Annotated in this window: 22 protein-coding genes and 2 tRNA genes; 9 read left to right on the forward strand and 15 right to left on the reverse strand. The window is 32.2% G+C overall.

The annotated features are described in order from the left end of the window. Nucleotides 1-4 precede the first annotated feature (4 nt). Entirely contained in the window at nt 5-1363 is a 1359-nt protein-coding gene (gene rseP / locus ABHQ57_RS01300) for an RIP metalloprotease RseP (RefSeq protein WP_159488923.1), read from the forward strand. A gap of 89 nt (nt 1364-1452) precedes the next feature. Here rseP and ABHQ57_RS01305 read toward each other — a convergent pair whose 3' ends face one another. The 3 genes from ABHQ57_RS01305 to ABHQ57_RS01315 are packed head-to-tail and all read right to left on the reverse strand — an operon-like array spanning nt 1453 to nt 5035. Continuing rightward, nucleotides 1453-3261 carry a lysophospholipid acyltransferase family protein gene (locus tag ABHQ57_RS01305; protein ID WP_047788198.1) on the reverse strand — a complete coding sequence of 603 codons (1809 nt, stop codon included), beginning with the start codon at nt 3259-3261 and terminating at the stop codon, nt 1453-1455. Between the two features lie 51 nt (nt 3262-3312). Continuing rightward, on the reverse strand, nt 3313-4566 hold the full coding sequence (locus ABHQ57_RS01310) for an aspartate kinase (protein WP_167712523.1): 1254 nt from the start codon (nt 4564-4566) through the stop codon (nt 3313-3315). Then, the gene (locus ABHQ57_RS01315; RefSeq protein WP_167712524.1) at nt 4553-5035 is read right to left on the reverse strand and encodes a GNAT family N-acetyltransferase; all 483 of its coding nucleotides are present in this window, start codon (nt 5033-5035) and stop codon (nt 4553-4555) included. The genes ABHQ57_RS01310 and ABHQ57_RS01315 overlap by 14 nt, the downstream gene beginning before the upstream one ends. A 146-nt stretch (nt 5036-5181) precedes the next feature. Between ABHQ57_RS01315 and fbp the strand changes: the two genes are divergently transcribed. Then, on the forward strand, nt 5182-6216 hold the full coding sequence (gene fbp, locus ABHQ57_RS01320; RefSeq protein ID WP_159488919.1) for a class 1 fructose-bisphosphatase: 1035 nt from the start codon (nt 5182-5184) through the stop codon (nt 6214-6216). 124 nt (nt 6217-6340) lie between these two features. Further along, on the forward strand, nt 6341-6949 hold the full coding sequence (locus ABHQ57_RS01325) for a superoxide dismutase (protein WP_159488917.1): 609 nt from the start codon (nt 6341-6343) through the stop codon (nt 6947-6949). Between the two features lie 53 nt (nt 6950-7002). Here the strand turns inward: ABHQ57_RS01325 and ABHQ57_RS01330 are convergent, their stop codons facing one another. The 4 genes from ABHQ57_RS01330 to ABHQ57_RS01345 form a co-directional block, all read right to left on the reverse strand. Continuing rightward, complete coding sequence (locus ABHQ57_RS01330; protein ID WP_125066472.1) at nt 7003-7488, reverse strand: thioesterase family protein; 486 nt, start codon at nt 7486-7488, stop codon at nt 7003-7005. A gap of 51 nt (nt 7489-7539) precedes the next feature. After that, entirely contained in the window at nt 7540-8133 is a 594-nt protein-coding gene (locus tag ABHQ57_RS01335; RefSeq protein WP_159488915.1) for a TetR/AcrR family transcriptional regulator, read from the reverse strand. 128 nt (nt 8134-8261) lie between these two features. Further along, nucleotides 8262-9434 (reverse strand): cystathionine gamma-synthase, encoded by a 1173-nt coding sequence (locus ABHQ57_RS01340; RefSeq protein WP_262886541.1) that lies wholly within the window; start codon nt 9432-9434, stop codon nt 8262-8264. Between the two features lie 20 nt (nt 9435-9454). Further along, nucleotides 9455-9910 carry a DinB family protein gene (locus ABHQ57_RS01345; RefSeq protein WP_167712526.1) on the reverse strand — a complete coding sequence of 152 codons (456 nt, stop codon included), beginning with the start codon at nt 9908-9910 and terminating at the stop codon, nt 9455-9457. A gap of 118 nt (nt 9911-10028) precedes the next feature. On the opposite strand from ABHQ57_RS01345, the gene ABHQ57_RS01350 reads away from it, so the two are divergent. Next, nucleotides 10029-10376, forward strand: coding sequence for an arsenate reductase family protein (locus ABHQ57_RS01350; protein ID WP_167712527.1), 348 nt, complete (start codon nt 10029-10031; stop codon nt 10374-10376). 90 nt (nt 10377-10466) lie between these two features. Here the strand turns inward: ABHQ57_RS01350 and ABHQ57_RS01355 are convergent, their stop codons facing one another. The 4 genes from ABHQ57_RS01355 to ABHQ57_RS01370 all read right to left on the reverse strand — a co-directional run bounded on the left by ABHQ57_RS01355 (nt 10467) and on the right by ABHQ57_RS01370 (nt 11780). After that, complete coding sequence (locus tag ABHQ57_RS01355; protein ID WP_125344031.1) at nt 10467-10949, reverse strand: DUF4252 domain-containing protein; 483 nt, start codon at nt 10947-10949, stop codon at nt 10467-10469. 104 nt (nt 10950-11053) lie between these two features. Then, nucleotides 11054-11431, reverse strand: a complete 378-nt coding sequence (locus tag ABHQ57_RS01360) for a hypothetical protein (protein ID WP_047788187.1) — start codon at nt 11429-11431, stop codon at nt 11054-11056. Between the two features lie 112 nt (nt 11432-11543). Then, nucleotides 11544-11614, reverse strand: a tRNA-Gln gene (locus tag ABHQ57_RS01365). A 95-nt stretch (nt 11615-11709) separates the two neighbouring features. Then, nucleotides 11710-11780: transfer RNA gene (locus ABHQ57_RS01370), tRNA-Gln, on the reverse strand. A 216-nt stretch (nt 11781-11996) separates the two neighbouring features. Here ABHQ57_RS01370 and ABHQ57_RS01375 point away from each other — a divergent pair. Then, on the forward strand, nt 11997-15110 hold the full coding sequence (locus ABHQ57_RS01375; protein ID WP_167712528.1) for a DUF2723 domain-containing protein: 3114 nt from the start codon (nt 11997-11999) through the stop codon (nt 15108-15110). A gap of 4 nt (nt 15111-15114) precedes the next feature. After that, complete coding sequence (locus ABHQ57_RS01380) at nt 15115-15744, forward strand: polysaccharide deacetylase family protein (RefSeq protein ID WP_167712529.1); 630 nt, start codon at nt 15115-15117, stop codon at nt 15742-15744. On the opposite strand, the gene ABHQ57_RS01385 is transcribed toward ABHQ57_RS01380, so the two are convergent. Continuing rightward, the gene (locus tag ABHQ57_RS01385; protein ID WP_047788184.1) at nt 15741-16034 is read right to left on the reverse strand and encodes a co-chaperone YbbN; all 294 of its coding nucleotides are present in this window, start codon (nt 16032-16034) and stop codon (nt 15741-15743) included. The two genes, ABHQ57_RS01380 and ABHQ57_RS01385, sit on opposite strands and share 4 nt — an antisense overlap. A gap of 88 nt (nt 16035-16122) precedes the next feature. Then, nucleotides 16123-17346, reverse strand: a complete 1224-nt coding sequence (locus ABHQ57_RS01390) for a metallophosphoesterase (protein WP_073182443.1) — start codon at nt 17344-17346, stop codon at nt 16123-16125. 172 nt (nt 17347-17518) lie between these two features. Here ABHQ57_RS01390 and polA point away from each other — a divergent pair, with 172 nt between their 5' ends. Next, nucleotides 17519-20341 (forward strand): DNA polymerase I, encoded by a 2823-nt coding sequence (polA, locus tag ABHQ57_RS01395; protein ID WP_167712530.1) that lies wholly within the window; start codon nt 17519-17521, stop codon nt 20339-20341. Here the strand turns inward: polA and ABHQ57_RS01400 are convergent. Beyond that, a complete protein-coding gene (locus ABHQ57_RS01400) occupies nt 20338-21294 on the reverse strand; it encodes a YafY family protein (RefSeq protein ID WP_167712531.1) in 957 nt (318 codons plus the stop codon). The two genes, polA and ABHQ57_RS01400, sit on opposite strands and share 4 nt — an antisense overlap. A 212-nt stretch (nt 21295-21506) precedes the next feature. Between ABHQ57_RS01400 and ABHQ57_RS01405 the strand changes: the two genes are divergently transcribed. Both ABHQ57_RS01405 and ABHQ57_RS01410 read left to right on the forward strand, forming a co-directional pair. Next, a complete protein-coding gene (locus tag ABHQ57_RS01405) occupies nt 21507-21998 on the forward strand; it encodes a DinB family protein (protein WP_167712532.1) in 492 nt (163 codons plus the stop codon). Then, nucleotides 21988-22227, forward strand: a complete 240-nt coding sequence (locus ABHQ57_RS01410; protein WP_231128363.1) for a hypothetical protein — start codon at nt 21988-21990, stop codon at nt 22225-22227. Before ABHQ57_RS01405 ends, ABHQ57_RS01410 begins: the two co-directional genes overlap by 11 nt. A 108-nt stretch (nt 22228-22335) precedes the next feature. Here the strand turns inward: ABHQ57_RS01410 and ABHQ57_RS01415 are convergent, their stop codons facing one another. Then, a complete protein-coding gene (locus tag ABHQ57_RS01415) occupies nt 22336-23931 on the reverse strand; it encodes an Ig-like domain-containing protein (protein WP_047788178.1) in 1596 nt (531 codons plus the stop codon). Nucleotides 23932-23936: the final 5 nt, after the last annotated feature.

The raw sequence follows: 23936 nt of genomic DNA on the forward strand, positions 1-23936 counted from the left end.
ATTTATGGAGATTTTAATAAAAGCATCACAGTTTATTTTAAGCTTATCGCTCTTAATCGTTTTGCACGAATTAGGACACTTTATTCCTGCCAAATTATTCAAAACCCGAGTAGAAAAATTCTATCTGTTTTTCGATTATAAATTCTCTTTATTTAAAAAGAAAGTAGGAGAAACTGTTTATGGTATTGGTTGGATTCCGTTAGGAGGTTATGTGAAGATTGCGGGAATGATTGATGAGAGCATGGATACTGAACAAATGCAAAAACCTGCGCAACCTTGGGAATTTCGTTCTAAACCTGCATGGCAACGTTTAATTATTATGTTAGGTGGTGTTATTGTAAACTTTATACTAGGTATTTTAATTTATATATGTTTAATGTGGGCTTATGGTGAGAAATACTTACCGAATGAAAGCTTAAAAGATGGAGTTTGGGTTCAAGACCAATTAGGAAAAGATTTAGGTTTAGAAACTGGAGATAAAATCTTAACTATTGACGGACAAAAAATTGAGAAGTTCGGAGAGCTTCCTTTAGAGTTCATCAATGGTACTAATTACACAATAGAAAGAAACGGAACTGTTCTTGAAAAAGAAATTCCTACAGATTTTATCTCGAAATTAGTTGATAGAGGCAAAGATGCTGGAGCTTTTATAATGTACAGGCAACCTTTTGTAATTGGACAAGTTCCTGAAGACTCTCCAAATAGCAAAAGTGAGTTACAAAAGAAAGATATTATAACCGCTATTGATGGCGTTTCTACTCCTTATTTTGATCAAGTTCAAGTAATTTTAGAAAGTAAAAAAGGACAGGAAATAAATGTTACTGTTAAACGAAATAGCCAAAACATTACTATTCCTGCTAAAGTTTCTGACGAAGGAAAACTAGGAATTTATGCTACAAACTTACCTTTAACAGATTTAGAAAAGCTAGGGTATTACAATTTAGCTGAAAAAACTTATTCTTTTGGAGAAGCTATTCCAGCTGGTACCAAAAAAGCATGGACAACCTTAACCAACTATATTAAGCAAATGAAAAAGATTTTAAACCCTAGTACAGGTGCTTATAAAGGTTTAGGTGGGTTTATTTCTATTGGAAGTATATTTCCTTCAGAGTTTAACTGGCAAGCATTTTGGAACATTACAGCATTCTTATCTATCATGTTAGGATTTATGAATTTACTACCAATTCCTGCTCTAGACGGTGGTCACGTGGTGTTTACTTTATGGGAAATGATTACAGGTAAAAAACCAGGTGATAAGTTCTTAGAATATGCTCAAATTACAGGATTTATCTTATTAATTGCCTTATTATTATTTGCTAACGGAAACGATATTGTAAGAGAAGTTAGTAAATTTATGAAATAACAGTAATTATCTTTTACATAAACTAAAAAAGCATCGTACTACTGAATAGTACGATGCTTTTTTAGTTTATGCTATTTTTAACTTGGCCTCTACTTATTTAAATTCTCTGCTGCGCGACGTTCTAATTCTTCTTGAAATTCTTCCATAACAGGTTTTACAGTGCTTTCTGGTATATCTGCTACCTTTATATACATTAACCCATCAATAGCGTTATTAAACTTCGGATCTACATTAAATGCAACTAAACGAGCATTTTGCTTCACATACTTTTTAATTAATACCGGAATACGTAATTCTCCTGGCTCAAGCTCGTCAATAATTTTATCAAACTTTTGCATGTCTGCCTCAGTAGCATCAAATACAAAGTCTTTATCAGCATCTTTTAATTTTACTTTAAATTCTTTCTTCGGACGAATGTATTGTGCCACATACGGATCGTAATAATGAGATTTCATAAACTCAATCATTAACGATTTTGAGAATTCAGAAAACTGATTACTTATGCTTACTCCTCCCATTAAATATTTATGTTCTGGGTAACGTAATGTAACATGTACAATCCCTTTCCACAATAAAAATAATGGCATTGGTTTTTGTTGATATTCTTTAATAATAAAGGCACGTCCCATTTCAATGGTTTTTTCCATCATAGGGTATAATTCTGGCTCTATTCTAAATAATGTTTGAATATAAAAACCATTTATTCCGTGTTTCTTAAAAATATCTTTTCCTAAGCCCATTCTATAGGCTCCAACCAATCTGTTTTGTTGGTCATCCCATAAAAATAAGTGGTGATAATATTTATCAAACCTATCTAAATCAATAGGTTTATTTGTTCCTTCTCCTACTTCTCTAAAGGTAATTTCACGTAAACGACCTATTTCATGTAAAATATTTGGTATTTCTTTTGCACTAGCAAAAAACACCTCGTAGTTCTTACTCTGTAATAATCTACTTCCTTTTTCTCGTAAAGCGTCAACTTCTTTTACAAATAACTCTGGTGATTTTTGAGAAGTGATTTTTTTGGCTTTCTTCGGAATTTTTAAATTGTGTGTTGACAATATTTTCGGAGATGCTTTCTCATACGGATTCGCCAACATATACGTTTTTCTACGTAAAAACTGGTAAAAATCAGGTATTTCAGTAAATGAATCTTGGTCTTTTACTGAAATTGGTTTACCAATTCTTACTTTAATAACTCTGTTTTTCTGAGATAATAATTCTGACGGAAGCTTTGCAGTTCTTAGCGTATCACTAATCTTAGACAATGTGTAAAACAGCTGACTATTTTTAGCGTGAAAATAAATAGGAATAACAGGTACTTTCGCTTTTTTTATCAAGCGTACAGCTCCTTGCTCCCATTCTTTATCAACCATTAGCTTTCCATCACGATACGTAGATACTTCTCCTGCTGGAAAAAGCCCTAACGGCTTTCCTTCTCTTAAATGTAATAAGGCATTTTTAATTCCTGCTACACTCGATTTGGCATCCTTATGATTCTCAAAAGGATTTACTGGCATTACATAAGGCTTTAAAGGCTCTATTCTATGCAGTAAAAAATTTGCTATAATCTTGTAATCAGTTCTATGCTCTAATAAGAGTTTTAATAATAAAATACCATCTATCCCTCCAAGCGGATGGTTAGAAATTGTTATAAAAGGTCCTTCCTTAGGAATACGTTTTAAATCTTCTTCAGGAATTTCAAACTCTATTTGAAACTCATCAAGCAAACCATTTAAAAAAGGTAAATCTTTTTTGTGCTTGTGCTTGTTATAAATTTCATTGGCGGTAGAAATTCGCAAAACTTTCATCAGCAACCAACCTGAAAACGTTCCGAAAACGCCGAACTTGTCGGCTCCTATTGCTTTTGCAACTTCTTTAGGTGTTACTAATCCCATACATAGTTATCAATTGACATAACTGCAAATATAATCGATTTTTTGCAAGCTTTACATGTTTTCTTGAATCACTAACTGTGCTGTTTCAGTATTTATTTGACGAATGATTGATTTTCCTCGCTTTCTTATCGTTTTTATCGCTTCATCATTAAAATGACGAATTGTGTATAAAGTAGTATCCTTATAAGCTCTAATTTTATAAGCGCCTTTTAAATCATTGTAAAAATTCTCAAAATTATTGTACTTATCTTCTATACAAACAGAAAAACTAATCGCTGAATTCTGAATTAGGTTTACTTTTAAATTATAGTCGTGTAACTTTTTAAAGACATCACTAATATTATCTTCTACCATAAAAGAGAAATCTTTTGCTGAAATCGCTACTAAAATTTGATTTTTCTTTACGATAAAACACGGAACTTCTGGTGTTATTTTTTTCCCTCTTCCAACACACGTTCCTGATTTAGTAACATCTTCAAACGAACGTACATATAACGGAATGTTTTTTTGTTCTAATGGCTGAATTGTTTTTGGGTGAATTACTGAGGCTCCGTAAAATGCCATTTCAATAGCTTCTGTATACGAAATTTCTTGTAATAAAGCTGTTTCTGAAAACACTCTAGGATCAGCATTTAATACTCCTTGAACATCTTTCCAAATAGTAACACTATCAGCATCCAAACAATAGGCAAAAATACCTGCGGTATAATCAGATCCTTCTCTTCCTAACGTTGTTGTTTCTGTACCAAACCCTCCTAAAAATCCTTGTGTAATATTTAGTTTAGACACATCAACTTTTTCTTTGATTTGTTGCTCAGTTTGCTCCCAATCTATTTTAGCGTCTCGATAAGTACCATCGGTTTTTATGTACTCTCTTACATCTAACCATTGGTTCTCTACTCCTATTTCAGACAAATAAGCACTTACAATAGTAGTAGATAAAAACTCTCCAAAACCAACCATTTGATCATACACATAATTATAATCTTTAGAAGTGTTTCGAGCCATGAAACCACTCAATTCACCAAATAAATGATTTACTTTATTATATACTTCATGGTTTGTGCTGAACAAATTGTTCAACATATTTTGATGAAAGCCTTCTACAAAACTCAAAGAATCTTTAAGACTTTCTTTTTTATAGAAATAATCATTAACCACCTGCTCAAAAGCGTTGGTCATTTTTCCCATGGCAGAAATTACAACCAACGTATTTTCTGTACCTTCATGTTGCAATACTTTTGCAACATTTTTTACTCCATTCGCATCTTTTACCGATGCTCCTCCAAACTTAAATATTCTCATTACAAAATTGTTCTAAGCTTTGTTCATTCATATGACATACTCTCCACTCATCATATACCGTTGCGCCTGTACTTTTGTAAAAATCAACAGCCCCTGTATTCCAATCTAATACTTCCCACGCCACTCTTTTACAATTGTTTTTATGTGCATAATTCATAACAGCACTATACAATGCTTTTCCTGCCCCAATACCTCTTTTAGATTGCGTTACCATTAAATCTTCTAAGTGAATTGCTTTTCCTTTCCATGTAGAATAACGTTCATAAAACAACGCCATACCTATAATCTTATTACCTTCTTCAGCTACAAAGGTTTTAAACTTCGGTTTTTCAGAAAAACCATCTTTAACAATGTCTTCTACCGTAATTTTAACCGCGTTGGGTTCCTTCTCAAAAACAGCTAATTCGACGATTAAATCTAATATAGCTTGAGCATCTTTTTGCTCTCCTGGTCTGATAATAAAACTCATTTCTTACTTTTTTTGGTAAAGATACTTCTCTTAAAACTTTCTGATAAAACAAATGAAAAATTAAAACACATCATATTTTTTTGTTGAAAATTTTAAAATACTAAATAAAAGTTGGCATCTTTGTACGCACAACACAAAAATTTGACATGAGTAACAAGCATATGACGCTGGGTGAGTTTATCATCAGCAAACAAAAAGACTTTAAATATTCTTCTGGTGAATTATCTCGTTTAATAAATTCTATCCGTTTAGCTGCTAAAGTAGTAAACCACGAAATTAGAAAAGCAGGATTGGTTGATATTACTGGAGCTGCTGGTGATATTAATGTACAGGGTGAAGCACAACAAAAACTAGATGTTTTAGCCAACGATTTATTTAAACAAACATTGATTAATCGTGAAATTGTTTGTGGTATTGCTAGTGAAGAAGAAGACGACTTTGTTGTGGTTGAAGGTCAAAACAAAGCCAACGAAAATAAATATGTGTTGTTAATGGATCCTTTAGACGGATCATCTAACATTGATGTAAATGTTTCTGTAGGAACTATTTTTTCTATTTACAGAAGAATTTCTCCTGTTGGAACTCCTGTAACTAAAGAAGATTTCTTACAAAAAGGTAGCGAGCAAGTAGCTGCAGGTTATGTAGCTTACGGTACCTCAACCATGTTAGTGTTTACTACTGGTAATGGAGTAAACGGATTTACGTTAAATCCTGCTATTGGTACTTTTTACTTATCGCACCCAAACATGAGTTATCCTGAAATTGGTAGAATTTACTCAGTAAGTGAAGGGTATTTCACACATTTCCAAGAAGGAATGAAACGTTTCTTAATTCACTGTAAAGAATTAAACGAAGCAGATAACCGTCCGTATACAGCACGTTATATTGGCTCGTTAGTTTCAGATTTTCATAGAAATATGATAAAAGGTGGTGTATATATTTATCCTGCTACTGCTATAACACCAAAAGGAAAGTTACGTTTATTATACGAATGTAATCCTATGGCGTTTATTTGTGAGCAAGCAGGTGGTAAAGCTTCTGATGGGTTTACTCGTATTTTAGATATTAAACCAACCGAACTACACCAACGTGTACCTTTTTATTGTGGAAGTATACAAATGGTTGAAAAAGCGGAAGAGTTTATGACTAAATTTTCATCTGATGATAAACCAATATACTAAATAATAGTTATTATTTATACTCAAATAAATTATCCATAAGGCAAACAGTTGTTTGCCTTATTTTTTTGGGTTAAATTTACATTCGGAAAAACGAAAAAATTAATCTATTAAAAAACAAATAATTATGGCTTTTAACTTACCAGAATTAGGATACGCTTACGACGCTTTAGAACCACATATAGATGCTAGAACTATGGAAATTCACCATAGCAAGCACCACAACGGATATACTACTAAATTAAATGCTGCTATTGAAGGTACTGATTTAGAAGGAAAATCTATCGAAGATATTTTAACTAACTTAGACATGAACAACGCTGGTGTTCGTAACAATGGTGGTGGTTTTTACAATCACTCTTTATTCTGGACAGTAATGAACCCAGAAGATAGAGGTTATTTATCTGGAGAATTAAAAGATGCTATCGAAGCTGAATTTGGTTCAAAAGAAGCGTTTATCGATGCTTTTTCTAAAGCAGCTGCTACACAATTTGGTTCAGGATGGGCTTGGTTATGTGTACACAAAGGAGGAAAAGTAGAAGTTTGCTCTACTCCTAACCAAGACAACCCATTAATGCCAGGTGTTACTTGTGGCGGAACTCCTATTTTAGGATTAGACGTTTGGGAACACGCTTATTACTTAAACTACCAAAACCGTCGTCCTGATTACATTGAAGCTTTCTTTAAAGTAATCAACTGGAACGAGGTAGAAAGAAGATATGCTGAAGCTAAATAATTTTAGCTTTTGCAATAAATAAAAAAAGACCTGCATTTTGCAGGTCTTTTTTATTATGACACTTTTTGATATCGAAAACTTTTTGTTCTTTCTTCAAAACTAGTTTGTTCTATTGGTAGAACAGCATTTTCAAACAACTCTAATAAATCTTCTGAGTGTTTTGCTGTTGATAATTTTATCAAATCAAAATACACAAAAGAGCTCCAAAGTATTGCTTTCAATTCTGTCTTATCTTCATTCCACATGCGTATTTCAACTAACAAATTTCTTTCTCCATAATGAATTAACTGAGAATCTATCGTTACTGTTTCCATTAAGGTTGCTGGTTTTAAATAAGCTATTTGATGTGAACCTACCACCCAGCTCTTTCCTCGCTCTTTTCCGTGTTGGTAGATATCCAAATTATAATTAGCTATTAATTGATCTTCTCTAGCATTGATAAGATAATTGAAATAGGATGCATTATTTAAATGATTAAAAGGGTCACAATCTTGAAATCTGATTTTTGTTTTACTTTCTAAAATTTTTGGTATTTCCATGGTATTAAGTTTAAAATATACCAAACGGTATATTTTTGATTAAAAAAATAGTTATTTCTGTAATTCTTGTTTTATAATTTGTTGTAATACTGTAGATACATCCTTTAAGTAACTGTCATCTTTCATTATATGTGTCATATATACCGCTCCTTCAATCATGTAAAAAAAGCGTTTAGCATATAACATACTATCTATTGAGTTTTTAATCTCATTGGCTTCTTTTGCTTTTTCAATGAGTATAGAAAACTGTTCTAAAATTCTGTGATTATACGATTGAACCAGTTGAGCAATTACCTTATTTTGATTATTAGCATCTACACCGATGTTTAAAATAGGGCAACCGCCAAATTGCTTATTATATTCATAATAACCTTCATAAAAAAGTGCCACATTAAATAACATTTCTATAGGTGTCTCACCCTTATTAACAGTTTCATTAAGATCTTTTAGTACTTTTCTTACTGAAAACTTAAACGATTCTATGGCTAACTCTTCTTTGTTTTCAAAATGTCCGTAAATGGCTCCTTTAGTCAAACCTGTAGCCTCAGTAATTTTAGATAAACTCATGGCTGCATAACCATTCTTATTAAAAATAGGAGCTACTGTTTCTATTATAAAAGCCTTTGTTCTTTCTGATTTAGACATTTTTCAAAAAAGTTTGAGATACAAATATATATAAAATATACTGAACGGTATATTTTATCCTTGAAAGGATAAAAAAACCGAAGCTTTGATGCTTCGGTTTTTTTCATTTTTATTCTTGGTTGTCTTTTTTATTTAGAAAGTGCCTGCTCTAAATCACCTAGTAAATCATCGATATCTTCTACTCCAACACTTAAACGGATTAAAGAGTCGGTAATTCCTATTTTTAAACGATCAGCTTCAGGAATTGATGCATGCGTCATCGTTACTGGGTGACTTACCAAGCTCTCTACTCCTCCTAGTGATTCTGCCAAGGTGAAAATTTTAGTATTTTCTAAGAAAGATAAGGCTGCTTGTTTACTCTGATCTTTCAATAGGAAAGAAACCATACCTCCAAAACCATCCATTTGTTTTTTGGCGATTTCGTGATTTGGATGATTCTCTAATCCTGGATAAAAGACTTCACTTACTTTTGGATGCTTTACTAAAAACTCAGCCACCGCTTTTCCATTTTCGCAATGACGTTGCATACGTAAATGCAACGTTTTTACTCCTCGAAGCGCTAAAAACGAATCCATAGGTCCTGCAATAGCTCCTGCTGCAAACTGAATAAAATGTAATTGTTCTGCAAGTTTAGCATCCTTTACCATTAAAGCTCCCATCACCAAATCAGAATGCCCTCCTAAATATTTTGTTGCTGAATGCATCACTATATCAACTCCCAAATCTAACGGACGCTGTAAATAAGGGGTTGCAAACGTGTTATCAACAGCTACTAGAATATCTTTATTCTTTGCTTTTACTACTTTTGAGACTTCCTCAATATCCGCAATTTTCATTAGCGGATTGGTCGGTGTTTCTATCCAAATGAGTTTTGTTTTTTCAGAAATAGCATTGGTTACATTCGTAACCTCATTCATATCCACATACCGAAATTGCAATCCGTATTTTTCAAACATATTGGTAAACATTCGATACGTTCCTCCGTAAATATCATCTCCTGCAATGACCTCATCACCTGGATTCAACGTTCTCAATACACAATCTATCGCCGATAAACCAGAAGAAAAAGCAAATCCGTGTGTTCCGTTTTCAAGAGCAGCAAATGCATTTTCTAAAGCAGTTCGGGTTGGATTTGCTGAACGTGAATACGCATACCCTTTGTTCACACCTGGACTCGACTGTGCGTAGGTTGATGTTTGAAATATAGGAGACATTACTGCACCTGTAGCTTCTTCAGGTTTTTGACCTCCATGTATTGTTTTCGTATTGAATTTCATGCTTTGACATTTTTTTACCTGAATGTATACCTGTCTCGTTAGGTTTACACCAATTTGGTCAAATTCATAATAATACCTAAATGCATACCTTCGTGTAAATTATTAAAAGCCATAGCGCTTTCAAAAGAATCTATCACAAAACCTGTACTGGTTTCGTATTCTTCATACGTTTTAAAAATTCCTACTTCAAAATCTTCTTCTAAAGTATCTGGTAATCCAATTAACAGTTCTTTTACTTCTTCAAATTCTTCTTCAGTAAAATCTTTGGTAGGAAATGTTCCTTTTCTGTATCCTTCAATTAACTCATCAGGTGCTAAGCAATCCAATCCAGACATTTTATAATGCAATAGTTGCTGTGTAACCACCAAGTGTGCTACATTCCAAGCAATGTTGTTATTAAATCCTTCTGGAATTATATGTAATTGTTCATGCGATAAACCTTCTATTCTTTTTAAAACTAACGCTCTCGATTTTTTTAAAACTTCAAATTGTTTGTTCATTTTTCTAGTTATTTTAGCTATTTCAAAGATACCTATTTAGCCATGAAAACCTACAATGAGTGTTTGTTATTTAATGGTTAAAACTAAACTATAGCTAATACAATAAAAACGTAAACAGATGAAAAAAGTTTATTTTTTACAAACTTGTGATACTTGTCGAAGAATTTTAAAAGAAGTAAATATTAACGGATTTGAAAAGCAAGAAATAAAAACCAACCCAATTACAGTTGCTCAGCTGGAATCAATGCGCGAGTTAACAGACAGCTACGAAAGTTTATTTAATAAACGTGCTAAACTGTATCGAGAAATGGATTTAAAGAATCAAAATTTAACGGAAGCTGATTACAAACAGTATATTTTAGATGAATATACATTTTTAAAACGCCCAGTTTTTATTGTTGACAACCAAATTTTTATTGGAAACAGTAAAAAAGTGGTGGAAAGTTTGAAAGAACTTGTGGGGTAAAAAACAAGAAAACTCCGACATTTTACAGTCGGAGTTTCTTATAAGTTATATACTTCCCTTCGACTACGCATAGGGAACATAGAAGTCTTTTTAATTTGAAGCTATGCTTTTATTTTTTGTAGATGCTTCTACCATAGCCGATAGTTCATCCATAGTAAGGTTGGTTTTAATTCCTAATAATACCATTTCATCACTTTTATCATGAACATTGACGATAATTTCTTTAATACGATCTTTTGTTTCTCTAAAATATACCGTAACTCTTTCGTTGCCATCCTTAACTCTTACTAAAGTTTTCAATTTATTTCTTCGTGCAAATTTTTTAAAATCTTTTTGTACTGAAGCCATGTTGTTATTGAACACCATGATTTTATAATTTTTAGATTTCTTTAAGAAGACCCCAAACTCATCAGTATCTTCATCAGAGATGAACATATTGGCAAAAAAACTAGGAATATTTAAAGATACCTCGGCTCTATCTTTATTAGATTGGTAAAATGTTTTAAAGTTTTCTTTTTGTGCAAAAGAACTTAACACAAAAAAGCAGAAAAAGATGGTTGCTATTCGTTTCATAATAATAGTGTTTTAATTGAAGACGAAATGACTAATGTTTTGTTACATAAAAATTATATTAGTGTTTAATAATTTTTATTGAGGTATTTTATTTGCTTTTTTGGTTAAGAGAATATTCCTATAAGTATTCCACCTATTATGTAAGCAATACTACCTACTGAAGAATAAAGGTAATATTGCCTAATTTTTCTTTTAAACTTAAATGTTTCAAATCTTTTAATATCTGAATTATGAGAATGAAGAAATATATTAATAACACCAAAAGGAACTAGTACATAAAAAAGCTTCAATTCAAGTTCTAAAGATTCATTAATTCTTTTGTAAGAAACATCAATATTATAAAGCAGACTTTCTGCTTCTTTTATAGTTAAAGAACTTTTATCATAAGCATTGATAAATGTATCTTTACTTATTTTATTATTATATATATACTCTATAAGTTCTTCAATTGAGTATTTTTTTACCTTTTCAATACTTACCATATAGCAATCCTTAATTTAATTTATTAATAACAACCCCAATTATACTCATTATAAATTTGGTTAACTGTTAACACAAAAAAAAGCCTTAACTTATTCAGTTAAGACTTTTTAGTTGGCCCACAAGGACTCGAACCTTGAATATCGGTACCAAAAACCGGTGTGTTACCATTACACCATGGGCCAATGTTTACAGTGCAAATATAAAAACAAAGTTTTATATTTAGAAATCATTAAACACTTTTTATAAAAAAATCCTCACGAAACTCGTAAGGATTTTGTTGGCCTACAAGGACTCGAACCTTGAATATCGGTACCAAAAACCGGTGTGTTACCATTACACCATAGGCCAATTGCTTATTGCGGGTGCAAATATAAAACAAAATTATATTTCAGCAAATTTTTTATACTTTTTTTCGTTCACTTCTTTTTCAACCTCAAAAATTTCATTTAACAGAACTTTATATAAGTCGCTATTTTAGAGAAACTGTTAAAATTATATTTTTGTTTTCAACGAAAAAATCATTAGTAATTAATACATTCGTACTTTATATCTAGACAAAAAACTATGACTGAGTTTAACTATAAAAAGTGGAACATCATTTTAGGATGGGTTTCGTTTGCAGTAGCGTTAATCACTTATACCTTAACTCTTGAACCCACAGTGAGTTCATGGGATTGTGGAGAATATATCGCAACTGCTGTAAATTTAGAAGTTGGACACCCTCCTGGGGCTCCTTTATTTCAAATGTTGGGTGCTTTTTTCGCTATGTTTACTAGTGATCCTAGTCAGTTGGCAAAAATGGTCAACTTTATGTCTGGATTGGCAAGTGCTTTTACTATCCTTTTCATGTTTTGGACAATTACCAATTTAGCTAGAAGAATGGCTATAAAAAATGGAAAGTTAGGTAATAATGAAGCTATTGCTGTATTAGGAAGCGGATTAGTAGGTGCTTTAGCGTATACTTTTTCAGATAGTTTTTGGTTTAGTGCTGTTGAAGGGGAAGTGTATGCTATGTCTTCTTTCTTAATGGCGCTACTATTTTGGTTAGGGTTACGATGGGAAAGTGAATTAAATACTCCTAGAGGAAATAAATGGTTGGTATTAATTAGCTTTGTAGTTGGACTATCTTTTGGAGTTCATATACTTTCTTTATTAGTAATTCCATCAATCGTTTTGGTATATTTCTTCAAAACATATAAGGATATCAACATAAAAACAACGGCAATTGCTACGCTAGTTGCAATACTAGTTTTAGCGTTTGTGTTTAAGTTTTTATTCCCTTTCACTTTAAAATTCTTTAGTGTTGCTGAACTATTTTTTATCAACCAAGTAGGATTGCCTTATAACTCAGGAACCATCATTGCTGGAATTGTTTTAATCGGTTTGTTCTTTTACGGATTAAAATATACACGTAAAAAGAATTTAGTTACTGCAAATACTTTAGTGCTTTCAGTACTATTCATTATGATTGGTTTCTCGTCTTGGTTAATGTTACCAATTCGTGCGAATGCTGATACCATTATTAACGAGAACAATCCATCAAGTGCACGCGAATTATTAGCATATTATAACCGTGAACAATATGGTGATGCAAATGTTTTTTATGATAATTACTATTCTGTAGCTTATGATAGAGAACAAGATGCCGATAATCCTTATAAAGACGATAAACCTAAGTACGAAAAAATAGATGGTAAGTATGTTATTGTAAACAGATACAAAAATGTACTTCCAAATTATTCAAGTAAACACAAAGGGTTTATTCCTCGTATGGTAAATCCTGCTTCTGAACAACAATACAAAAGTATTGCTGGAATTCCTGCTCGAAGTAAAAGACGTCCAACGTTTTTAGAAAACATAAAATTCATGGTTGATTTTCAATTTGGATATATGTACGGGCGTTATTTTATGTGGAATTTTGTAGGTCGCCAAAACGATATTCAAGGACATTTAGACATTGAAAATGGAAACTGGTTAAGCGGTATTAATTTTATTGATGAAGCTCGCTTAGGCTCTCAACAAAATTTACCAGATGATGTTAAAAACAATAAGGGACGTAACACCTACTTCTTTTTGCCTTTTATTTTAGGGCTTATTGGCTTGTTATATCAACTCAATAGAGATAAGAAGAATTTTTATGTGCTAACACTGTTCTTTTTATTCACAGGATTAGCTATTATATTTTACACCAACCCTAAACCTTTTGAACCTCGTGAACGTGATTATGCGGTAGTTGGTTCCTTTTATGTCTTTGCTATTTGGATTGGTTTTGGAGTACTTGCCCTTTATGATTACTTTAAAAAGTATGCTCCTAAAAAGGTAATTGCTATTGCTGTTTCAGTAGTATCATTACTAGCTGTTCCTGCTTTAATGGGCTTCCAAAATTGGGATGATCACGATAGAGCTGACCGTTATTTAGCACAACTAAATGCACAAACCTATCTAGAAAGTTGTGACCCGAATGCGATTATCTTTACTATTGGAGACAACGATACGTTTCCTCTTTGGTATATGCAGCAAGTAGAAGGTGTACGTAGAGATATTAAAATAGTAAATACAAGTCTTTTTCAAACAGATTGGTACATCGATCAAATGAAAAAGAAAACCTACGATGCTGAGCCTATTCCATCACAGTTAACACACGATCAGTACAAGTATGGAACCTTGGATATGGCATACTACTACCCACTTCCACAGTTAAAAGATTCTTTACTTAATATAAAAGATTTCATGCGTTGGATAGCTAGTGATAATGATGCTACTTATTTAGACGCAGGAGATGGCGCTAAGGAAAAATTTTATCCAACCAACAGAATTCGTATTCCTGTTAACAAAGAAAATGCTTTAAAAACTGGATTAGTAGCACAAAAAGATGCTGATAAAATGGTAGATTATATTGACATTACTGTTGATGATAGAGGTTTATCAAAAGCAAGACTTTTAATGCTAGACATTTTAAATAATTTCGACTGGAAGCGACCTATTTACTTTACTGGTGGTGCAAATGCTGATGAAGAATACATTTGGCTAAAAGATTACTTACAATTAGATGGAATGGCGTACAAATTAGTACCTATAAAAACATCTAATAAAGGGAGAACAATTTTTGACATGGGACGCATAGATCCTGAAAAAATGTATAACAATGTTAAAAAATGGGATTGGAAAACAATCAATAACGGAGAAATATACCTAGATGAGCAAAGTAAGCGTAACGCAATTTCATTACGTAATAACTTAATTCGTTTATCTGAAGAATTCTTACAAAAAGGAGATTCTGTAAATGCAAAAGACGTGTTAGATTTATCGTTACACAAAATGCCTATTAAAGATTTTGATCACTACAATTTCTCTTTAGGCTATCCAGAATTGTATTATCGTATTGGTGATATTAATAAAGCTAGAGAAACTGCCGAAACCTTAGCTGATATTTTCCAACAGAAGTTAAAGTATTATAGCACATTTAATACTCAGGACATTGATTTAATCATCGATAATTTAGAAACAACTCTGTACATGTATCAAAACTTAGTTCAGCAAATTACTCGATATGACAAAGATGAAGATTATGGTAAAAAGTTTTTTGAAGATTATATAACACATGCTCGTCTATTTAGTCATTTAATGCCTGAAGAAGAACCTGAGCTTCCGCAAGAACTCGATACTATTAAACCTTAATTTAATGAGGTTCTATTTTATAAAGACACCACGTATACTTAAACGTTTATTCGCTAAATATACGTGGTCTTTTTTTTCTACTCAAAAAGAAATATTTCTAACCTTTGATGATGGACCTATTCCAGAAGTAACAGAATTTGTACTTGACCAACTTCACCAATTCAATGCAAAAGCTACTTTTTTTTGTATTGGTGATAATATTCGAAAATACCCCGCTGTTTTTTCAAGAATTGTTAATGAAGGACATTCGGTAGGAAACCACACTTTTAATCATTTAAACGGCTGGAAAAACAGCAATACAACTTACATTAACAACATAAACAAATGCGAAAACTTATTATCGCATCAAAAAACAAAACTATTTCGCCCTCCTTACGGAAAAATAAAAAGAAAACAAGCCAAACAACTTCTTGCCAATGGTTATAAAATTATTATGTGGGATGTATTGTCAGCAGATTTTGACCCGACTATTACTAAAGAAAAATGTTTACAAAATGTACTCAGAAATGTAGAAAATGGGAGTATTATCGTTTTTCACGATAGTATAAAGGCTAGCGACAAGTTATATTATGTGCTTCCAAAAGTTCTAGAAGAATTTTCGTTACAAGGTTATAAGTTTAAGGCAATTTCTTAAACAAACTGCTGAACTAAGCCTATTAACGTATTAGCGTCTTGCTCTCCAGTTTGGCGCCATTTCATCTCTCCATTTTTATAAATCATAAAAGTTGGATTTCCTTTAACACGTAAGGCATCTGCAAGAATTTCATTCTTGTTAATATCTATTTTAATCACCTTGGCTTTGTCTCCTAATGCAGCAGCTACATCACGAAGTGTATCTAAACTAGGTTCTAGTTCACTCCAATCTGCATAAAAATCGATTAACACAGGTTTGTTAATGCTTATAATTTCACCAAACTTTGTCATCTTTTGCATAAGTTTTATCAGTAAAGTGCCTAAAATTACTAATTTTTTGTTAGGTAATTATTATGATAATCTTAAAAATACTGAAAAATCAAGCTTTTTTTAGCTCAATTACGGTAATTTCAGGCCAAATCCCTACTCTACCAGGAAAGGCATGGTAACCAAACCCTCTATTCACATTAATATACCTATTAAACTCTTTATATAACCCTGCCCATTGTTTATAAACATATTTTGATGGGCTCCATTTTATCCAACCAGGAATTTCAATCCCAAATTGTAAACCATGCGTATGTCCGCTTAAAGTTAAATGATAATTAAAATCGTCTTGTTTTATTTTATATTCCCAATGACTTGGGTCGTGGGACAGTAAAATTTTAAAATCATCTTTACTTACCCCTTCTGATGCTTTTTTAAGATCTCCTGCTTTATTAAAGCCCTTTCCCCAGTTCTCTACTCCAATCAATGCTATTTTTTGTCCGTCTTTTTCAATGTATTTATGCTCATTTAATAATAATTCAAATCCTATTTTTGGATGAATATCTTTTACTGCTTTGAAATTTGCTTTTTTATCTTCTGGTGTTTTCCAATCAGAATAATCTCCATAATCATGATTACCTAATACTGAGTATTTTCCAACAGGTGCCTCTAACTTTGAAAAAACAGAAATCCAATCATCCATTTCGTGTGCAAAATTATTTACAATATCTCCCGTAAATAAAATCATATCAGATTTTTGCTCGTTAATTAAATCTACTCCATATTTAATTTTTTCTTTATTATCAAAACTTCCTGAGTGAATATCGGTAATGTGAGATATGGTAAAACCATCAAAAGCTTCTGGTAAGTCTTTAAAACTTAACTGGTATTTAAGCACTTTGTAATTGTATTTTCCTTTAAAAATACCATACAACATACTTGCAAACGGTAGTGCTGCCAGTCCTAAAGCTAGTTTTGATATGAAAGCTCTTCTACCAACCAAGTCTTTGGTTTCTTCTTTAAACAAAAATGAGATTCCTTTTTGAGACCATCTAACCACATCTTCTCCAAACATTAATAAAAAAATCACCACCTTAGGAACTAAAACAAGTAAAAGCATCCCCATTGCCCATTGAAACTCTCTTGTTTGTCCAGAGCTTCTATCGTAACCAAAAATTACATAAAAAAAGTGTATGTAAGCTAATACCCCAATTAACAACCATCCATAACGAATAATTTTACTTCTTGTAAGTGTTTTTATTGCTTGAAAAGCATATGCTTCAAATACAATAATTATTGCGGATATTATAATAACTGTTACTAACCAACGAGACATCTATTTCATTTTTAAGGAGAAACAAAGATACTGCGATTCTTAAAATTGATTTTTAACATCTTGTTAAAGTTTTGTAGCTTTACCTCCAAAGTTCATAGAAACGATAGTTTTTCTACTTTTTCTGTAAACAAATCGATATCAACATTTTATTTCAATAGGCTTAAGACTTAACATGGCAAATCAAAAACGACTTTTTTTACTCGACGCGTATGCTTTAATTTTTAGAGGATATTATGCCTTTATTAAAAACCCACGTATCAACTCTAAAGGGTTAGACACCTCAGCTATTATGGGGTTTACCAACTCTTTACTAGATGTAATAAAGCGTGAAAAGCCAGATTATTTAGCCGTTTGTTTCGACAAAGGAGGAAGTACTGACCGCGTTGAAGCTTTTGAAGATTATAAAGCAAACCGACAAGAAACACCTGAAGCCATTCGTTTAGCTGTTCCTTACATTGAAAAAATATTAGGAGCCATGAACATACCTGCCATTGTAAAAGAAGGGTACGAAGCCGATGATATTATTGGTACGCTGGCTAAAAAAGCTGAGAAAGAAGGACTACACACTTACATGGTAACGCCTGATAAAGATTTTGCTCAACTGGTTTCTGATAATATTTTTATGTACCGCCCACCTCGTATGGGAAATGGATATGAAAAGTGGGGTGTTGAAGAAGTGAAAACTAAGTTTGGTGTGGAAAACCCGTTACAAGTAATTGACTTTTTAGGAATGATGGGGGATTCTGTTGATAATATCCCTGGATTACCTGGTGTTGGTGAAAAAACAGCCAAGAAATTTCTTGCTGCTTATGGTAGTATGGAAGGTTTGTTTGAAAACATCCATGAGTTAAAAGGAAAAATGAAAGAAAAGGTAGAAGCTAATCAAGAATTAGGCTTGCTTTCTAAAAAACTAGCAACCATTATGCTAGATGTTCCTGTTGAGTTAGAATTGGATAAATTGGTTTTTGAGCAACCCAATGTTGAAGCTACCAAAGAAATTTTTACTGAATTAGAATTTCGTCGTTTAACGGAAAACTTCTTAAAAACATTTGCTCCTTCTGAAGAAACTACTGCTGCAGTAGAAATACCTAAAACAACAAAGACTAGTGCTGCAGGTCAATTTGATTTATTTGCAACTCCTGGTAGTGGAAGCGCTACTAAAGACACAAATATTAACGGTTTTAAAACCATTGAAAATACGAATCATTTCTATCAATTAATAGAAACACCTCTTTCAAGAAAATTATTGTTAGAGAAATTAATGCAACAAAATTCTGTGTGTTTTGATACTGAAACAACTGGATTAAAAGCCTTAGAAGTTGAGCTAATTGGAATTGCTTTTTCATGGGAAGCTGGTAAAGGCTATTATGTTTCATTTCCAGAAGATCAAGAACAAACAAAAGTTATCTTAGAAGAATTTCGTCCATTTTTTGAAGCTGAAATCATTGAGAAAATTGGTCATAATTTAAAATACGATATCAAAGTATTATCAAATTACAACATGCCTGTAAAAGGGAAGTTGTTTGATACCATGATTGCGCATTACCTTATCAATCCTGATATGCGTCATAATATGGATGTACTTGCTGAAACCTACTTAAATTACCAACCTGTTTCTATTACAGAATTGATTGGTAAAAAAGGTAAAAATCAACTTTCAATGCGACAAGTTGAGTTACCAAAACAAACCGAATATGCAGTTGAAGATGCAGACATCACCTATCAATTAAAAGAGCACTTTTCTAAAGAGTTGGAAAGTGGCAATGTTACCAAGTTATTCAACGAAGTAGAAACACCATTAGTTTCTGTATTAACAGCTATGGAAATTGAAGGTATTAATTTAGATACTGACTTCTTAAAAACACTTTCGAAAGCCTTATCTAAAGACATCTCACAACTTGAGCAAAACATATACGAACAAGCCGGTGAAGAATTTAACATTGCATCACCTAAACAATTAGGTCCTATCTTGTTTGATAAGCTAAAACTAGTTGACAAGCCTAAAAAGACTAAAACAGGTCAATATTCTACAGCAGAAGATGTGCTTTCTTATTTAGCTAAAGACCATCAAATAGTTGCTGATATTCTAGAATATCGTCAGTATAAAAAATTACAAAGTACCTACGTTGATGCACTTCCTAATGAAATCAACCCTAAAACAGGAAGAGTACATACCGTATACGCTCAGGCTGTAGCAGCTACAGGACGCTTAAGTTCTAACAACCCGAACTTACAGAATATCCCAATCCGTACAAAACGTGGACAAGAAGTACGTAAAGCTTTTATTCCGAGAAATGAAGACTATGTATTGCTAGCGGCTGATTACAGTCAAATTGAATTACGAATTATCGCTGCTTTAAGTGAGGAAGAAACCATGATTAAAGCCTTTCAACATGGTGAAGACATTCACGCTTCTACTGCTGCAAAAGTATTTAATGTTCCTATTGAGGAAGTAACCCGCGAGCAACGTAGCAATGCTAAAACTGTAAACTTCGGAATTATTTATGGAGTTTCTGCTTTCGGATTGAGTAATCAAACCGATTTATCTCGTAAAGAAGCAAAAGAGTTGATTGACACCTATTATGCAACCTATCCGAAACTACGAAATTATATTTCTAAGCAGGTAGATTTTGCTCGTGAACACGGATATGTGGAAACTGTTTTACATCGTCGCCGTTATTTAAAAGACATCAATTCTCGTAATGCTATTGTTCGTGGTGCTGCAGAAAGGAATGCGGTAAACGCTCCTATTCAGGGTTCTGCTGCCGACATCATTAAACTTGCCATGATTAATATTTACAAGCGATTTGAGCAAGAAAACTTCAAGTCGAAAATGTTACTACAAGTACACGATGAATTGGTTTTTGATGCTCATAAAGATGAATTAGATATTATTAAACCGATTATTAAACAGGAAATGGAAAACGCCTTTAAAATGAGCGTTCCGTTAGATGTTGAAATAGATACAGGAGCAAACTGGTTAGAGGCGCATTAAAGTTTAGTAATTGCCTTTGCTAAAATCTCTTTTACCTGAAGTTTTAAACTTTCAGGTTCAATGATTTTAGCATAATCTGAAAACACAATATACCATCTTGAAAAACTGTGTTCAACATAAGATGTCATGAATGTCATTTCCACTTGGTTTCCTTTTACTTTTTCAGAGACAAAACCGTGTTGCATTTTACTATTGTTAATATATCGCACCACACTTTTATCAACGGAAATAACAACTTTTGTTTTTGGTATATTTTCATACTGACTACGGTATTCATCTAACGTAATGTGTTCTCTAGTAAAACTATGTTGAGTTGATTTTATTGCTAACATTCTATCGGTTCTAAATTGCCTGTAGTCACTTCTTAAATGGCAAAAAGCCAATACATACCAAAATCCTGATTCGTGATAAATACCCACAGGTTCCACAAAACGTTCAGAAGGTGTTTCTCTATTTACCGCCTGATATTTTAAAAATACCTGCCTTTTTTCAGCAATACTTTCAAACAAGGTTTCAAGTGCATTTGGTAAACTATCGTTGAACAATTTATTTGTAGGGTCCACTAATATTTGTGATTCTAAGGCAGAAATCCAATCTTTTTCACGACCACGCAACACTGATTTTAACTTCATCATAGCAGACTCATAATAATTTCCTAATGATTTATCTACAAACTTCTGCATTAGTTTTTCGGCAGCCACAAAACTTCCTACTTCTTCTCTAGTAAACATAACAGGAGGCAAACGGTACCCTTCCATAATAGAATAACCAACACCAGCCTCACTTATTATGGGCACACCTGATGCTTCAAGGGTTCGTATATCACGATAAATAGTACGTAGGCTCACCTCAAATCTATCAGCCAATTCTTGTGCTTTTACTATACGTTTAGATTGTAACTGAATAAGTACTGCCACAATTCTATCAAAACGTTTTACCGTGTCTAAACTCATAATGCTATAACATATTTCCCAAAGATAGGATTTCAGGCTGAAGTATTTTTTAAATTTTAGCTTCAACATAATAACTATACTTTATACAAAGTAACATACAGTAAGTGACAACCGCTTGTCAATAGTCTTTTTAAGATTTATTTTTTTTCTACTGACATAAAGCTGTCACCACCCCATATTAATTTTGATTTCAAATAATAAAAATTACAATTATGGAATCAAAAACAAGCACATTATTAGAACAAGTAATTACACCTTCTGAGTTATTAGCACATTGGCAAGGGCATCGAGGTTTAACCCGAAGAACTATTGAAGCTTTTCCTGAGGAAGCCTTTTTTAATTACTCTATAGGAGGTATGCGTACTTTTGCTGATATGGTTATGGAACTTTTAGGTATAGCTGGACCTGGTATTAAAGAAATTGCTACTGGAGAAATTCAAGAATTAATTGAAAGGGTTGACCACGGTAACAAAAAAGCAAAAATTATTGAACTCTGGGACAAGGCTACTGACGAAATAAACACTTATTGGGCTAAGATAAAACCAGAGCAGTTTCAACAAAACATTAAAATCTTTGGTCAATATGAAGGTACTGTTTGGTCATCAATATTCTATTTTATTGACAATGAAATCCATCATCGCGGACAAGCCTATGTGTATTTGCGCGCTTTAGATATTGAACCTCCATATTTTTATGAACGTTAATCAAACTAAAATGAAAACAGTTTTGGTATTTAAGACATCCATTACAAAAAACAATGAAATTAAAATTGTTCAACCTACTTTAAATCGTTTGATTACCAAAAATGACCGCTGGAATTTTGACTTAGAAGATTGCGATAATATTCTTCGGGTAGAGACTCAAATGATTAAAGCTGATGCCATTTTAAAAGCAATACAACATCATGGTTTTTATTGTGAAGAATTGTTGTAAAAACAGTAATATTTTCTAGAAACAGTAAATATAATGTAAATAAGAAACCGAATGAAGAAACTAATTGCTTCTCTATTCGGTTTCTTTACTCTTTCAAGATGATATTATCTATTTTATTACAAATGTTTCGTTTTGTATCCAATTAGCCCTTAGTTTAAATACAGTTTCTAAATAGATAATTTGCTCTGGCTCTTTTCTTAATAAGAAATTTCCAGTATCCCACATACGATTATTATTTTCATCAACTATAGCTCTAACACTATATTCCTTAGGTTCTAGTAAGATAAATTCTATCTTTTTAGAAGAAGTAAGATACCTTTTTTCTACAACCTTATCTTGACTTAATAATTCAATAATAACAGGATATTCTGTTTCGTTTTTAACATCCAAAACAATACTTCCATAATCTTCCACAGTACGCGTTGTGAATTTATAATCTAACGTATCGTTTGTAGTTTCAAAAACATCAGTTATTCCTTTAGGTAAGCCTTTAAAAATGTATCCATATTTAGGTTTCTTTTCAAACAATACAGCTAGTTTATTAATCGACTGCTTTTGCAATTCAAAAGGTACATCAACAGTATCTTTATCTATCAATGAAAACTTCGATTTATCAAAAGAAACAATTGGATTATTTGTTTTAATAAACATAGTATCTTTCAGGTTAAGAACTCCACTTACACTAGATGACACAGATAAAGAGTCAATTTTCTTTTTTCTTAAAAACACTGTAACAGTATCTTTAAAATTCTGATTATTTACTATAAAATTCAATGAATCTCTCTCTACAGGTGTATACCAATAATTGAGTGTATCTTTATCTTCCTCAAACTGAGTAAACGACTTGTAATCTTGCGGAACTTCCGATAACAGTTCAATACTCATATCTTCCTGCTTCCCTTCAAAACCAAACTGAATTTTTCCTTTTGTTACTTCTTTTCCTCTTTTAAACTCATATGGCTGAATTTCTTTAAAAAAACGAATAGGTTTATTTAGCAAAGTATCTTTTGGTAACGTAATTGTATCTACTACAAAACCAATTTTATCTGTTCTACTATTAAAAATATAATCACTTGAAGGCTCTTTTAATGCTAGCATTAAATATTTTCCTTCACGTAAATTACTAAACTCAAAATTTGTAGAATCTAGCGTGCTTGTTACATAATTTGGCTTTTTCTTAAAAACAATAGAATCGTTGTAGGTACTATCAATCTTATATAACAAAACACTAACTTCTTTCACCTCTTTTTTATCAAAAGCATCAGCTACTGCACCTTTAATTTTTAAAGAATCAATATAGTCTCCTGTTGAAAACACATACTTAAAGCTCTCTAACTTGTTGTTTTCGTTGTTATCTTGAACTGCATTTCCAAAGTTAAAAGTATAGGTGGTATTTTTCTGTAACGTGTCTAATATTTTAATATTAATATACTTACTTGGTGTTCCTTGTGGTGTAATTAACGGTGGATTTTTCATTGGCGGAGAAACTACCAACTGTTTTTGTAGGTCTTTTAAAACAATATACTCATCAAAATAAATACGAATGTTATCATCTTTAAAATGAATAGTTTCATAAGGAGGATTTGCAGTAACCATTATTGGTGCGGTTTCATCCTTTGGACCTCCTTCTGGTCGTCCTTTACGTGCACAACTACTTATTAAAAAAGCGAAAAGAGTTACTAAAATAAAGTGTTTATTTTTCACAAATT

It is taken from the genome of Tenacibaculum sp. ZH5_bin.1 (assembly GCF_042865525.1).
In the GTDB taxonomy this organism is placed as follows: Bacteria; Bacteroidota; Bacteroidia; order Flavobacteriales; family Flavobacteriaceae; genus Polaribacter; species Polaribacter mesophilus.

Coding starts and splice junctions, on each gene's coding strand:
- rseP (WP_159488923.1), top strand. CDS start 5: ATGGAGATTTTAATAAAAGCATCACAGTTTATTTTAAGCTTATCGCTC.
- ABHQ57_RS01305 (WP_047788198.1), bottom strand. CDS start 3,261: ATGGGATTAGTAACACCTAAAGAAGTTGCAAAAGCAATAGGAGCCGAC.
- ABHQ57_RS01310 (WP_167712523.1), bottom strand. CDS start 4,566: ATGAGAATATTTAAGTTTGGAGGAGCATCGGTAAAAGATGCGAATGGA.
- ABHQ57_RS01315 (WP_167712524.1), bottom strand. CDS start 5,035: ATGAGTTTTATTATCAGACCAGGAGAGCAAAAAGATGCTCAAGCTATA.
- fbp (WP_159488919.1), top strand. CDS start 5,182: ATGAGTAACAAGCATATGACGCTGGGTGAGTTTATCATCAGCAAACAA.
- ABHQ57_RS01325 (WP_159488917.1), top strand. CDS start 6,341: ATGGCTTTTAACTTACCAGAATTAGGATACGCTTACGACGCTTTAGAA.
- ABHQ57_RS01330 (WP_125066472.1), bottom strand. CDS start 7,488: ATGGAAATACCAAAAATTTTAGAAAGTAAAACAAAAATCAGATTTCAA.
- ABHQ57_RS01335 (WP_159488915.1), bottom strand. CDS start 8,133: ATGTCTAAATCAGAAAGAACAAAGGCTTTTATAATAGAAACAGTAGCT.
- ABHQ57_RS01345 (WP_167712526.1), bottom strand. CDS start 9,910: ATGAACAAACAATTTGAAGTTTTAAAAAAATCGAGAGCGTTAGTTTTA.
- ABHQ57_RS01350 (WP_167712527.1), top strand. CDS start 10,029: ATGAAAAAAGTTTATTTTTTACAAACTTGTGATACTTGTCGAAGAATT.
- ABHQ57_RS01355 (WP_125344031.1), bottom strand. CDS start 10,949: ATGAAACGAATAGCAACCATCTTTTTCTGCTTTTTTGTGTTAAGTTCT.
- ABHQ57_RS01360 (WP_047788187.1), bottom strand. CDS start 11,431: ATGGTAAGTATTGAAAAGGTAAAAAAATACTCAATTGAAGAACTTATA.
- ABHQ57_RS01375 (WP_167712528.1), top strand. CDS start 11,997: ATGACTGAGTTTAACTATAAAAAGTGGAACATCATTTTAGGATGGGTT.
- ABHQ57_RS01380 (WP_167712529.1), top strand. CDS start 15,115: ATGAGGTTCTATTTTATAAAGACACCACGTATACTTAAACGTTTATTC.
- ABHQ57_RS01385 (WP_047788184.1), bottom strand. CDS start 16,034: ATGACAAAGTTTGGTGAAATTATAAGCATTAACAAACCTGTGTTAATC.
- ABHQ57_RS01390 (WP_073182443.1), bottom strand. CDS start 17,346: ATGTCTCGTTGGTTAGTAACAGTTATTATAATATCCGCAATAATTATT.
- polA (WP_167712530.1), top strand. CDS start 17,519: ATGGCAAATCAAAAACGACTTTTTTTACTCGACGCGTATGCTTTAATT.
- ABHQ57_RS01400 (WP_167712531.1), bottom strand. CDS start 21,294: ATGAGTTTAGACACGGTAAAACGTTTTGATAGAATTGTGGCAGTACTT.
- ABHQ57_RS01405 (WP_167712532.1), top strand. CDS start 21,507: ATGGAATCAAAAACAAGCACATTATTAGAACAAGTAATTACACCTTCT.
- ABHQ57_RS01410 (WP_231128363.1), top strand. CDS start 21,988: ATGAACGTTAATCAAACTAAAATGAAAACAGTTTTGGTATTTAAGACA.